Source organism: Phenylobacterium sp. NIBR 498073, assembly GCF_027286305.1.
GTDB lineage: Bacteria > Pseudomonadota > Alphaproteobacteria > Caulobacterales > Caulobacteraceae > Phenylobacterium.
In genome coordinates this window covers 1,430,372-1,443,318 of sequence record NZ_CP114599.1, presented here as the reverse complement: position 1 = coordinate 1,443,318, position 12,947 = coordinate 1,430,372, and the positions used below count along the sequence as shown (strand labels likewise).

At 66.6% G+C, this 12,947-nt stretch carries 10 protein-coding genes; 4 read left to right on the top strand and 6 right to left on the bottom strand.

From position 1 onward, the window contains the following. Positions 1-15 precede the first annotated feature (15 nt). The 3 genes from O4N75_RS07330 to O4N75_RS07320 all read right to left on the bottom strand — a co-directional run bounded on the left by O4N75_RS07330 (position 16) and on the right by O4N75_RS07320 (position 3,011). Entirely contained in the window at positions 16-864 is an 849-nt protein-coding gene (locus O4N75_RS07330; protein ID WP_269628700.1) for a universal stress protein, read from the bottom strand. A gap of 144 nt (positions 865-1,008) precedes the next feature. After that, positions 1,009-2,358 (bottom strand): HAMP domain-containing sensor histidine kinase, encoded by a 1,350-nt coding sequence (locus O4N75_RS07325; protein WP_269628699.1) that lies wholly within the window; start codon positions 2,356-2,358, stop codon positions 1,009-1,011. After that, a complete protein-coding gene (locus tag O4N75_RS07320) occupies positions 2,358-3,011 on the bottom strand; it encodes a response regulator transcription factor (RefSeq protein WP_269629342.1) in 654 nt (217 codons plus the stop codon). Before O4N75_RS07320 ends, O4N75_RS07325 begins: the two co-directional genes overlap by 1 nt. 144 nt (positions 3,012-3,155) lie before the next feature. Between O4N75_RS07320 and O4N75_RS07315 the strand changes: the two genes are divergently transcribed. The 3 genes from O4N75_RS07315 to O4N75_RS07305 are packed head-to-tail and all read left to right on the top strand — an operon-like array spanning position 3,156 to position 8,523. Beyond that, on the top strand, positions 3,156-4,193 hold the full coding sequence (locus O4N75_RS07315; RefSeq protein ID WP_269628698.1) for an efflux RND transporter periplasmic adaptor subunit: 1,038 nt from the start codon (positions 3,156-3,158) through the stop codon (positions 4,191-4,193). A 2-nt stretch (positions 4,194-4,195) separates the two neighbouring features. Further along, complete coding sequence (locus tag O4N75_RS07310; protein ID WP_269628697.1) at positions 4,196-7,279, top strand: efflux RND transporter permease subunit; 3,084 nt, start codon at positions 4,196-4,198, stop codon at positions 7,277-7,279. Next, positions 7,279-8,523: a TolC family protein gene (locus O4N75_RS07305; protein ID WP_269628696.1), complete on the top strand. Its 1,245-nt coding sequence runs from the start codon at positions 7,279-7,281 to the stop codon at positions 8,521-8,523. Before O4N75_RS07310 ends, O4N75_RS07305 begins: the two co-directional genes overlap by 1 nt. 103 nt (positions 8,524-8,626) lie before the next feature. Here the strand turns inward: O4N75_RS07305 and O4N75_RS07300 are convergent, their stop codons facing one another. Then, positions 8,627-9,361: an endonuclease/exonuclease/phosphatase family protein gene (locus O4N75_RS07300; protein ID WP_269628695.1), complete on the bottom strand. Its 735-nt coding sequence runs from the start codon at positions 9,359-9,361 to the stop codon at positions 8,627-8,629. Further along, positions 9,358-10,845 carry a phospholipase D-like domain-containing protein gene (locus O4N75_RS07295; RefSeq protein WP_269628694.1) on the bottom strand — a complete coding sequence of 496 codons (1,488 nt, stop codon included), beginning with the start codon at positions 10,843-10,845 and terminating at the stop codon, positions 9,358-9,360. The genes O4N75_RS07300 and O4N75_RS07295 overlap by 4 nt, the downstream gene beginning before the upstream one ends. Before the next feature lie 500 nt (positions 10,846-11,345). On the opposite strand from O4N75_RS07295, the gene uraH reads away from it, so the two are divergent. Then, positions 11,346-11,747, top strand: coding sequence for a hydroxyisourate hydrolase (uraH, locus tag O4N75_RS07290; RefSeq protein ID WP_269628693.1), 402 nt, complete (start codon positions 11,346-11,348; stop codon positions 11,745-11,747). A 214-nt stretch (positions 11,748-11,961) separates the two neighbouring features. Here the strand turns inward: uraH and O4N75_RS07285 are convergent, their stop codons facing one another. Beyond that, positions 11,962-12,744, bottom strand: coding sequence for a hypothetical protein (locus O4N75_RS07285; protein WP_269628692.1), 783 nt, complete (start codon positions 12,742-12,744; stop codon positions 11,962-11,964). Positions 12,745-12,947 lie beyond the last annotated feature (203 nt).

Below are 12,947 nucleotides of genomic sequence, written 5' to 3'. Positions count from 1 at the left end.
CTCCGGCGAGGGCTTTCAGTGCGAGATCAGAACCGGACATGGGGGCGCCTTCAGAACGGCGTCGGTCGCCCCGCCGAGGACGAATTGCCGAATGCGCGCATGTCCGAAGCCGCCCATGACCAGCAAATCCACGCGCTCAGTCCTTACGTAGTTCGCCATCAAGACGCCGATCGATTGACCGTCAGAGGGCTGTTCATCAGCGAAGGCGGAAACGCCGTGAGCCTCCAGATGACGCAGCAGATCGCTCGCGGTTCCGGACTTGGCCTGCGGCTTTTCCCCGAGAGCGACAAACACGCGGACCTCCGAAGCGCGCGCAAGCAGAGGCAGGGCGTCCGCCACCGCCCTTGCGGCCCTGGCGCTGCCGTCCCAGGCGATAGCGACCTTGCCGATCCCCGAGCCGGGCGCGATTTCCTGGTCGTCAGGATAGAGCAACACCGGCCGGCCGGAACCGAACAGCACAGCCTCCGCCAAGCTACGGTCGCCCTCCACCGCCACGCCTTGAGGCGTCAGGCACAGATCGTAGGTTCGCGCCGCTTCGGCCACGGCGTTCCCTTCCTCATAAAGGGGGGCGCAGCGGGTCTCCACGCGCAGCGGTTCGCCGAAGGTCTCGGCCGCGACCTGGGCGCATAAGGCTTCCAGCCGAGCCGTGGCGGCGCTGCGCGCTTCCTCACGCTCGCCCTGGCGATCAAGGTCTATCAGCGCATTGGCCAGAATGTTGCCGAACTGCGGGATGTCCACGCGCATCGTGAGCAGAGTAAGCCCGCCCCCAAACCGCTTGGCGAGCGCCACGCCAGCGCGAATGGCCCGATCAGGCGTGGCGTCGGGGTAGCTGAGGACGGGAAGCAGAAGATCTGCAAAAGCCATGGCTTATCGCTCCACCAGCAATGCGGACCCAGACGTCCGCGCCCCGTCCAAGATCATCAGAATGAAACCCGCCGGTGAAGGCAATAGGCCCGACAGACTTCGGCGGTCGTTCGCAGGACGGAGGCGCCTGCGCGAACAAGCCGCCTAGCTGATCGTCCTGAAGGCCAGGGTCAGGCGAAGGCCTCCAAGCGGAGCGGCGTCCAGAGCGACCTGACCTTCGTAGAGACCCACCAGATCCTTGACGATCGAAAGCCCCAGGCCGTGGCCAGGCATACGCTCGTCAAGTCGCTCACCCACGCCAAAGACGTGTTCGTAGCTCTCGGGCGGCAAACCGGGGCCATCGTCGTCGACCACGATTTCTATAAGTTCCCCCTTCCGGCGCACGAGAATTTCAACGCGGCCGTCGGCCCACTTGCCAGCGTTATCGAGCACGTTGCCTGCGATTTCTCCCAGGTCCTGCGCATCGACCGCCACGGCTCCGTCAGCCTCATAGGCCACGCTGAAGGTGACGCCACGGCGGCCATGAAGCCTGCGCATCGCCTTGACGACGGGCTCAAGCGTCGCCTTGACGTCCGCAGCGACCCCGGGCGCGCGAGTGAGGGCGGCGGCCCTGGCTCGGGCGATCTGATAGTCGATCTGTCTGCGCATCCGATCGCACTGCAGCGTGATCACCTCGGCCGCCTCCTCATGGCCTGCGGCGCGCAGCCGCTGGGCCTCGTCCAGGAGAATGGCCAGAGGCGTTTTGAGGGCATGAGCAAGGTTGCCCGCCTGGGTGCGGGCTCGCCGCAACATCTCAAGATTGCCCTCCAGCAACGCATTGAGATCGGCCGCCAAAGGGCGCACCTCGCTGGGAAGATCTTCCGGGAGGCGACTGGCCCGGCCCATTCGGACTTCCGATAGCGCGTGGCGCATTCCACTGAGCGGACGCAACCCGAACCACACCTGCAGGATCGCGGCCGAAATCAGCCCGCAAGCGATGATGGCGAGAGAGAGAAACAACGTCCAATTGAAGCGGGCCAGCACCTCGTCCAGCAGCCGCTGGTCGACGCCGATGCCCATGCGCAAAGGCCCTGCGCCCGGAGCGGCGAACGTGCGCTGGACCAGGCGCAAAGGGCCGGACGGGCCGTTCACATAGACGTGGCGCTCGCCGCCGCCCGATATCCCGGCGGGCAAGGGCAGCGGCCGTCCAGCCAGAGAGGGCGAGCCGATCGAGGCCCCGTTTTCAGCCTCGACCCGCCAATAGAAGCCCGAATCCTTCGGCAGGAAACGCGGATCGCTCAGGCGCCTGTGAAGAAATAGTTCGCCATTGGGCGAGACGCCGACGAGAACCGCGAGCTCTGCGGCATGGCCATGCAGCTCGTCATCGAACTGCTGGGTCACGTGCGCCTTGAAGAGCTCGGACAATACGAACCCGCTCAGCGCCAGCCCGGCGATGATCCAAACGACCGCGCCGAGGATCAGCCGCGTGCGGAAACTCGTCCATATCCGGCGCATTAGACGAACTTGTACCCCAGCCCCCGGATCGTGCGGATCGCATCCTTGCCGAGCTTTTTGCGCAGCCGCGCCACATAGACCTCGATCGTGTTGGACTCGCGCATCTCGTCCAGACTGTAGACGTGATCGATCAGTTCGCCCTGCGACACGACACGGCCAGCGCGATGCATCAGATAGACCAGCACCTTCAATTCCCTGGCGGTGAGTTCGATCAATTCGCCTGCGCGCTCCACCGTCCCAGCGGTGGGATCGAGCACGATGTCGCCGCGCTGCATGATCGGGGAGGAGCGGCCGGCCGAACGCCTCGTCAGCGCCCGCAGCCGGGCCACGACCTCGGCGTTCTGAAAGGGCTTGCCAAGATAGTCGTCAGCCCCAGCGTTCAGGCCTTCGACGCGATCGGTCCATCCATCGCGCGCTGTCAACACCAGCACTGGCACGTCCTGGCCTTCGCGCCGCCATTGCTTCAGGACGTCCAGACCTGAAAGGCGCGGCAGCCCGAGATCGAGGATCACCGCGTCGAAGTCGTTTGTCTGGCCCAGCAGCAGCCCGGTTTCGCCGTCTGGCGCGCTCTCGACGACGAAGCCGGCATGCATGAGCGCCGCCGCAAGGCGGCGGGCGATCTCGGGATCATCTTCAACGAGCAGGACACGAATAGGCGGCGGCTCCCTTAACCGGCGACCCTATTAGCACTCACGGCTGAAACGAACCTGACTGACGGTTGTCAGGTTCGTTTCAGCTTCACTTCAGGCGGGCTTCAGGCTGGCGGCGCAACAGGCGGCGCAAGCCACGAGGATTCCATGCCCGCCATCCGTACCAGCCTTGTCGCCTGCCTCGCCCTGGCTGCAGCGACCACGCCTTCCTTGGCCGCAAAGCCCCTTGCCCTCAGCGCTGCGCAGGAGGCGGCGATGGGCGTCGTGCTCGCAACCGCCAAGCCTGCATCCAGCGCTCCCCTGGCGGCGGCGCCGGCGACCGTCACCCCGCCTCTGAACGGAAGGCGCGTGGTCTCCTCGCCCTTCGCCGGCACGGTGTCTCGGGTGCACGTCCTGGAAGGACAGACCGTGAAGGGCGGCGCGCCGCTCGTGACGCTGTTCAGCCGGGACGTATTGACGATCTCGTCTGAGCTGGCCCAGAGCCAGGCTGAGCTGCGCGTCGCTGACGCGGCCGCGCGCCGAGCGCAGCTTCTGGCCAGTGAAGGGGTGATCGCAGGGGCCCGCGCCGAGGAGGCTCAGGCCCGGGCCGCTCAAGCCCGCGCGCTCGTCAATGAGCGTCGCCGCCTGCTATCGGGGGGAGGAGGAGGATCGGGCGAGTATGTTCTGCGCGCGCCGGTCGCCGGGCGGGTGGCTGTTCTGCATGCTCAACCCGGCGGCGGACTGGAGGCCATGGCGCCCGCGGTCACCCTCGATCGCGCCGATAAGCTATGGATCGAGGCGCGGATCTCGCCGGCGATCGCTCGCAAGCTGCAGGTCGGCTATAGCGTGCGGGTCGGCGCGACCAGCGGTCGTGTGGTCGCGCTAGGCGCCAGCATCGATCCGAAGACCCGCTCGCTGCCGCTGCGCGCCGAACTGGACGGGGTCGCCGATCTTGCGCCCGGCCAGGCGGTCAGCGTCACTCTGCTGGTTCCTGCGCCGGCCGGCGCCCAATCCATTCCCCGCAGCGCGCTCCTGCAGGCGCCAGACGGCGCAAAGGTCTTCGTCAAAGCCGGCTCAGGATACCAGGCTCACCCCGTCGCCGTCGTCGGCGTGGCGGGCGCCGAGGCGGTCGTCACCGGCCTTCCGACGGGGGCGCGGGTCGCGGCCGCAGGCGCCGCGCAGCTGAAGTCGGCCCTGGGACGATAAGCATGCGCAAGCTCATCGCCCTGGCCTTGTCGCAGCGGCTGCTGGCCGCGGTGCTCGCCATCTCTATCGTCGGTCTCGGCGTCCACGCGTTCCTCAACTTGCCTGTCGACGCCTTCCCCGACATATCGCCCACCCAGGTGAAGATCATCCTCAAGGCTCCGGGTATGACCCCTGAGGAGGTCGAGAGCCAAGTCATCACGCCGCTGGAGATGGAGCTCCTCGGCATTCCCCGGCAAGCCATGCTGCGCTCGACCGCGAAGTATGCGATCGCCGACCTCACCATCGATTTTGCGCCGGGCACCGACGTCTACTGGGCCCGCCAGCAGACCAGCGAGCGGCTATCGAACGCCTTTGGAGCCTTGCCCCTTGGCGTGAGCGGGGGGCTCTCGCCGATCTCCACGCCGCTGTCGGACGTCTACATGTTCACCCTCGAAGGCGAACGCCTGACCCTCGAGCAGAAGCGGACGCTGCTGGACTGGACGATCCGGCCGGCCCTGCGAGGCCTGCCTGGCGTCGCCGACGTCAACGTCCTGGGCGGCCGGGCCAAGACGTTCGAGGTCTCTCCCGACCCGGCCGCCCTGGCCGCCACGGGCCTGACCGCCCAGGCGCTCGTCGAGGCTATTCCCGCCTCGAACCGAAATGACGGCTCCGGACGCCTGAACGAGGGCGAAGAGGCCTTGGTCGTTCGCGTGGCCGGGGCGATCACGAGCCTGGAGGATCTGCGAGACACCGCCGTGCCGCTGCCGGGAGGCGGAGCCGTCCGTCTGGGCGATTTGGCCGAGGTGCGCGAAGGCGCCCTCACCCGCTACGGCGCGGTCACCCAGAACGGCAGGGGCGAGGCGGCCCAGGCGATTGTCATCGCCCTGCGCGGGGCGGACGCCAAGGCTGTCGTCAGAGCCGTCGAGCAGCGACTGGCCGAACTCCAGCCTTCGCTTCCCGAAGGCGTCAAAATCAGCCCTTTCTACAATCGCTCCGACCTGATCGGACGCGCCACCGGCACGGTCAACAAAGCCCTGGTCGAGGCGAGCGTGCTGGTGGTCGTCCTGCTGCTTTTGTTTCTGGGCGATCTGCGTGCGGCGGCGGTGGTCGCAGTCACGCTGCCGCTGGCCGTGCTGACGACCTTTCTGCTCATGCGCGGGTTCGGGCTCTCGGCCAACCTGATGAGCCTTGGGGGTTTGGCCATCGCCATCGGCATGCTGGTCGATGCGGCGGTCGTCGTGGTCGAAAACACCGTCGAGCGGCTCGACAGTCCAGGCATCACCGGCGCACGGCGTCTTCACGTGATCTACGAAGCCGTGTCCGAAGTGGCCGCGCCGGTGAGCGCGGGCGTGCTGATCATCTGCCTGGTCTTCCTGCCGCTGCTGAGCCTGCAGGGGCTGGAGGGCAAGCTGTTCGGGCCCGTCGCGCTGACCATCGTCTTCGCCCTCGGCTCCTCGCTCCTGCTCTCGCTTACGGTGATCCCCGTCCTGGCTTCGTTGCTGCTGAAGGCGCACGAGCATCGGGAGTCCTGGATCATGCGCAAGATCGGGCCGTTCTATGAGCGCCAACTGGCGCGCGCGCTGGCGAGGCCCAAGCCGGTGTATGCGGCCGCCGGAGGCGGCATGGTTCTGGCGGCGCTCGCCTATGTCCTGATCGGCAAGAGCTTTATGCCCACCATGGATGAGGGCGCCATTCTGATGCAGCTCGCCAAGCTGCCGTCGATCAATCTCGACGCCAGCGCCAGCCAGGACATGGCCGTTCAGCGTGCGATCCTGGCTCAGGTCCCCGAGGTCAAGCGCATCGTCGCCCGCGTCGGCTCGGACGAGCTGGGGCTCGATCCCATGGGGCTCAACGAGACCGACAGTTTCCTCGTGCTGGCCGACCGCAAGGATTGGCGCCGGCAGGACAAGGCCTGGCTTACGGAGGAAATCCGCAAGGCCGCGACGCAATTTCCTGGGGTTGAGGCCACCTTCACCCAGCCGATCGAGATGCGGGTCGCAGAGATGCTCACGGGCAGCCGCGGCGACCTGGCGGTCAAGGTGTTCGGACCCGATCTGAAAACGCTGGGAGATCTGGCCGCACGGATCGAACAGACATTGAACAAGACCCGCGGCGCGTCCGATGTCTACACGGTCGCCGGCGACAGCGTGACCTATCTGCAACTGAACCTCGACCGCGCGGCGGCCGTGCGGGCCGGCCTCTCCGCCGAGGTTCTGCAACGCGAACTGCGAGCCCAGCTTGAGGGCGCGCCGGCCGGCGTCGTGTTCGAACAGGGTCAACGCACGCCGATCCTGGTCCGCGGGCCTGAGGACCTGCGACAGGACCCAGCGCTCTTCGAACAGGCGCAGATCGCCACCCCGGACGGCGGCCTGCTTCGGGCCGGCGATGTGGCGAGCGTCGAGCGACGGCTAGGACCGGTGAAGATCGACCGTGAAAACGCCTCGCGCTTCGCCGTCATCCAGGCCTATGTGCAGGGTCGCGACCTCGTCGGGTTCGTCAAGGAAGCCCAGGCCAACGTCGCCCGGGACGTGCCGCTTCCGCCCGGGTACCGCATCGCCTGGGGCGGCCAGTTCGAAAATCAGAAGCGCGCCGCCGCGCGGCTTGGCGTGGTCGTTCCGATGGCCCTGGCGCTGATCTTCCTGGTGCTGTTCATCAGCCTGAAGTCGACACGCCAATCGCTTCTGATCCTGGCCAACATCCCGTTCGCCATGATCGGCGGGATCGTGGCCCTTTGGATTTCGGGCGAGTACTTGTCGGTGCCCGCCTCGGTGGGCCTCATCGCCCTGCTCGGAATTGCGGTGCTGAACGGCCTGGTGCTGGTGACGCACTTCAACGAACTGGTGCAGCGCGGGCGCGACGTCACCGCCGCCGTGACCGAAGGGGCCCGCCGACGCCTCCGGCCCGTGCTCATGACCGCCAGCATCACCGCGCTGGGCCTGGCGCCGCTGTTGGTCGCCACCGGTCCGGGGTCGGAGATTCAGCGCCCACTGGCCATCGTCGTGGTCGGCGGGCTCGTGACATCGACCCTGCTCACCCTCGTCCTGCTTCCCATTCTCTATCGGCGCTTTGGTCTCGAACCTGGCGCTGCGGCCCAGGAGACCGCCTGATGCGCACCTTCCTGATTGCGGCCCTCGCCGCCCTCGCCGCTCCGGCCGCCGCGGCCGAGCGAGGCCTGACCTCGCCGTCCTTCCTTCCGGACGACGCCAAGATCCTTGAGGTTCTTGAGGCCTCTCCGCCGTTGATGGAAGCGCGCGCCGTACTCGGCGGGGCGCGCGCGCAGGCAAGAATGCTGGCGGCGGGCGATCACGAAACAACCCTGATAGCGGCGCTGGACCAGCGTCGCGTGCGTAACGACGGCTCGTATTCGGAGTGGTCGGTCCAGGCGAGCCGGGCGATCCGCCTTCCGGGCAAGGCCGCCCTCGACCGCGCCGCTGGCGAGGCCGGGATCGTAGCGGCGCAGAACGGGCTCGAAGATGCGCGCCATCAGGCCTCGCTGGCCCTGGCCGAAAGCTACCTGACTTGGGTGACTGCGGCGGAGGCTCGCCTGATCGACGCCGAGGAGCTGGAGACCTACGGCCGTGAGGTCCATGGTCTCGCCCGTCGCGTCGAGCTGAAGGATGCGGCGCAGCTTGATCTGGAGCTGGCCAGGGGCGCTGAGGCCCGGGCCCAAGCCGCGCTCGCACGGTCACAGGGCGCCGAACGGGCTGCGCGGGCCGAACTGGACGCCCGCTATAGCGATCTGGCGCCCCCCGTCGCGCCGCGGCTGCCGCCGCCGCAAGCGCCGCTCCGGCCGTTCTCGCAATGGGCCGACCTGATTGTTGAGCGCAGTCATGAGCTCGTTATCGCCAGAGCCTTTGCCGATCGCGAGCGATGGCTTGCGCAGCGCTTAAGTCGCGATCGCACGCCGGACCCTACTGTCGGCGTCCGCACCTTCAATGAGCGGGGCGGCGAAGAGACGGGGGTCGGCATTTTCATCTCAGCGCCGTTCAGTGGTGCGCGTCGCAGCGCCGCCGCTGAGCAGCAGTCCGCGTCGGCGTCGGCTGCGCAAGCCCGTCTGGCGATGTCCACGCGAGAAATCCGCGCCGCCGCTCAAGGCGACGTCATCGCAGCAACAGCCGCGCTCGAAGCCTGGCGCAGCGCCGCATTGGCCTTGGATGCAGCCCAAAAGGCCTCAGGCCGCACCGCGCGGGCCTATGAACTGGGCGAGCGGGACCTTTCCGATCGCCTGTTGGCAGACCGACAAACCTTTGATGCGCGGCGAATGGAACTCCAAGCCCGCGCGGACGCCCACCGCGCGCTCCTCAAGCTCGCCCTCGACGCCCACGAGCTTTGGCTGACCGAAGAACGCTAGCTGCAAGGTCCAACCCGGCGGCCAGGCCTGTCCGACGGCCGCCTGTCTACCCTCCGCCGAGGCCGATAGACCTCCTGAAAGCCCCAGCCCGCCCCCATGGCGACTAGCTCGCCGCTCGGGGCTGCACGACAGCGGACACCGCTCGATGATCGGAGAAGGTCGCGGGCTCACACTGATAGTGGGTCAACAAGACGTCTCCCCCAATGACGATGTGATCGAAATCCCGCGTAGGTCGCCAGGCCGGAAATGTCGGCGGCGCCGGCCTGTGCAGGCGAGCCCCGGTCGCCTCGCGGAACGCCTCGAAGGGCGCGCTTCGCGCTCCGCAGTTGAAATCTCCCAGCACCGCCCACGACGGTGCGCCGCTTAGCGCCTGCGCCACTGCGTCTAACTGCAGGTGCTGGTCCGACGCACCGAGACTAAGATGGAGACAGGCGACCGTCAGATCATGGCGGCCGGCGATTTCAGCGACGAGGCAGCCGCGTCCAGTCACCCGACCGGGAAGCTTAAGATCGTGAACATTGGCTATCGGCCAACGGCTGAGGATTGCGTTGCCGTGACGCGAGATTCCGGGAATCCGCCTGTTTTCCTGGACGGCGACGTGGTCATGGCCGGAGAGCTCGGCAATATCCTCCACCTGCGAGCGATAGCCTGCGCGCCGGCCCCCAAGGTCGACCTCTTGCAGGCAGACGACATCGTAAGGGGCGATCTCCCTGGCGATGTTCTCCAGGGTCCGCGTCTTGGACGGCGCATGCACGAGCTGGAGGTGAGCGCGGAGCAGATAGTCGCGATAACGGCTCGTCCCGATGCCTGCCTGGATGTTCCACGTCAGCAGCTTCATGACCCTGCGCCCTCGCCTGCCCGCCGGGGCTCCTCTCCGCGCCATTGCCGCCGCCAGCGCCAGCTCTCCTCGACGCAGGCGGGATCTCCGAGATTGCGTGGGGCCACGACACCCTCCCACCAGGAGGGCGCATGCAGCGCCACCGGCGCAAGCCGTCCATGCACGTTCAAAGCGTCAATTGCGCCCACAAGCCCTCCCTCGCCGCGAGCGCGAGACACCGCATCAGGACTGACGCCGAGATAGTGCGCCAAGAGCCGGTCGCGGAAACGGCCGATGGCTCGCGAGGTCTTCGGGGCCTGGCTCTCCACCGCAAGGTCGCACTCGGTGTCGAAGCCGCCAGATCGGTTGTTGAGATTGGCTGAACCGACACGGACGATCCGATCGTCGATCACCGTCACTTTCGAGTGCACCACAATCGGCGCACCGGCCGCCGTTCGTGGCGACACCGCCCGAAGACGGCCGAAGGCGTCGGCGGCGCGCAGGCTGCGGATCAGCGGGTTTCGTGCGTAATCCATCGTCAGGTGATCAAGCAGACTTGGAGCGCGTCCGCTAAGAAGCAGAATGACCTCAGGGCCATCGCGCTCAGCCAGGCGAGCCGCCAGGGCCGCGGCGACGGCGCGGCAGGTGAAGTACTGGTTCTCCAGATAGATCGTTTGGCGCGCGCTTGCGATGCATCTCAGGGTCAGCCTGCGGATTTCGTCGATGGCGGGCAGACCCATCCGACGCGGCCGGGTGCGCGATATGCCGACCTGCACATTTGACAGGTGAGACGTCACCGCGCTTGGCCAGATTGGCTGCGCCGGCGCAGGCGTCGGCGACGAAAGCAGCGTTCCAGCAGCCTGAGACCAACGTTCGCGAAAGAGATCTCCAAGCGCTTGGGATGCAGCGCCCTCGATCATCATGGTGACCTCATGCCGCGCTGGATGGCGTGCGTGGTTGGGCAATAGCCGGCGAGGTTCGATGTCGCGGTGAGCTGGGCTGTCCCACCGGTTGGTGACAATGTCGCCACCGCCGCAAAAGGCCAGCTGATCGTCAATGACCACCAGCTTCTGATGATGACAGGCCCCGAACGGGAGATCGTCAGCTTCGCGGAACTGGACTCCCGTCCGAGCGAACGCCCGCTTTGCACGATGGCCGCGGACATCCTGATGTCCCATGACGCCGAACGGAGATTTCCACACCAGTACGCGCACATCCAACGCGGGCCTGGCGTGGACCAGCCCAATGAGAACTCTCCCGACCTCATCGGGATCGTCCGGGCCCTCGGCTCCATCAGGAGCCAGCCGCGTGCGCGGATCAAACGCCCAGCCCAGAATGTAGACTGACCGCCTCGCCGACTGCAGGACCTCCTTGAGCGTCGCAAAATAACTCTTGTTGTCGATAAGAAGGGCGGCCCGCTCTGAAGGTTCGATGCGCCAGCACGTTTCGCCGAGGCTAAGCGCGCGCCCGTCCGTCTGATCGGAGGCATGGCGAACTGACGACATCATCGCGCGATGAGAGGGATGACGCAGGCAAAAAGGGCTGGGTTTCCCGCACGACGGCTAAGGGGGGTTAGGGCCGCCCTTTGCGCCGCACGCCTCGCCATCCCGGGCCCGTAGGGCGTGGGGCTCAAGCGCGCCATTCTCACTCCAGAAACATCTGAGCGCATTGTCTTGACGTTGAAAGCGGCCGCAAAGGCTGACGATCGGTCGGTAGGCTAGCGGCTCCATCCTGTCAAAACGGCCCTCCTGGTTCCAGCGCCTGCGAACGTCCGCGCCGCGGTGGCCGATCCGCGAAGCTGGGCCCGCTCGATCGGCGACCAGCAAACGCCAGATCTCGCTGAGCGCGTCCGTGTCCCGTGGAAAGTCCAGTGCGGTTTGGGCTGGTTCACCCGCGCAGCGACATGTCGTGATGACGCCGGAAGGCATGGTGCGGGGCGATCACGGCCACGCTTGCGACATGGTCTCAGACTACTGAAGCGGCCCATTTCTCAGAGGAGATGTTGATGCGCTATTTTTCGCTAACCGGCCTCAGCGCGGCCCTCACCCTGTCCGCCACGGCTGCCCTCGCAGACGGCATTTCGACCCACGTGCTGGATCTGGCTCGCGGCGTCGGCGGCAAGGACGTACCCGTCACGCTGGAAATCAGGCAGACTGACGGCGGCTGGCGTCAGGTGGCCAAGGCCAGGACGGATGAGAACGGTCGGGTTCGTTCCTTCGGCCATGGTGTGCAAGCCCAGGCCGCAACCTACAGGCTGACTTTCGACATGTCCGGTTACGGCGCGACGGGCCAGCCGGCCTTCTTCCCGCAGATCGATGTCGTATTCCAGGTATCTGATCCGACGCTCCATTATCACGTGCCCGTCGTGGTCAGTCCCTTCGGATACAGCACCTATCGCGGGAACTGACACGCCGAGCCCGTGAGATGACGACCCCGCCGCCGTCACGACAAGGCCGCCCAGCACGGCCACAGCGAGAACGACGAGCGGTGTCCGACTGGGCCGCGTGAGGTTCTCTGACGATCGCGATTGGCCACGAAACGGCTGGCCATAGGGTCCGCGCCGGGCGGCCACATCTCCATGAAGAGGCCCCGGAGCCAATCATAGGCCCCGGGGCTTGGGCTTAGAACGCGAACTTGGCCCGCAGGGTCACGGGCACATATGTGCGCTCGCCAGCGCCGTTGATCGACGAAAGTCCGAGACCACCGATGGCGCTGTCGTCGTCGCTGAGACTGGAGATGTAGCGAACGCCCGTCTCGGCCTGCAGCGACAACCGGTCATTGACGGCATAGGAAACGCCTACATCCAGACCAGCCGTCAAGCTGGTGGAGCTGTCGTAGAAGGGGACGTTGGCGATTGTGATGGCGGCGTCCGGAATCTCGAACGTAGCGTTGATCTTGTCAGTGAAGACCGCGCCCAGGCGCCCAGCGACGTATGGCTTCAGCGCGCCCGAGCCGAAGTACTGCCGATAGCCGGCTTCCAGCGCGTAGGCCTCATACTTGCTGAAGGTCCCGTAGACCGGCAGCGTGGTGTTGAGCGCCGGGACGAAGGTGCCGCCCACCTGAACCTGGCCCTCGTCAGCCTGCATATAGCGGAAAGCCCCGAAAACTTCGGCGTTGTCGCTCATGCCATAGGCGAACTCGGCGCCCAGGTTCATGCCCTCGCCATAGATGTCGTCGAAGCTGCGGGACTGGATTCGGAGCTCGGCGTTCACGCCAGCCAAAGCCGGATTCAGCGGGCCAAGATTTGGCACGGCAGCCGTGGCCCCGCCATGAACCTCGCCGCTGGTCGGGAACTCGGCGCCACCCTCCAGGCTGAACATCCAGCGGCCGGGCGCGGTCTGCGCCTGCGCCCCTCCGACCGCGCAGAGCGCGACGACCGATGAAAGCAAAATCGTCTTGAACATCTTCATCCCTCTTTTTTCTGGACGCCGATCACGCTTCGCCTTCCGCCCCCGCAGCAAAGCGAGGTTGCGTCGCGAACGCGGCCGAGGCGCCAAGTGACTTTTCGCTGGCGCACGAAACGCCGGCGCCCTGTCAGACAGCGATCGATTTACGCGGGGTGGGTGCAAGCAGATCAGCCGTCGCGCGAAAATCCCTTGCGAGGATG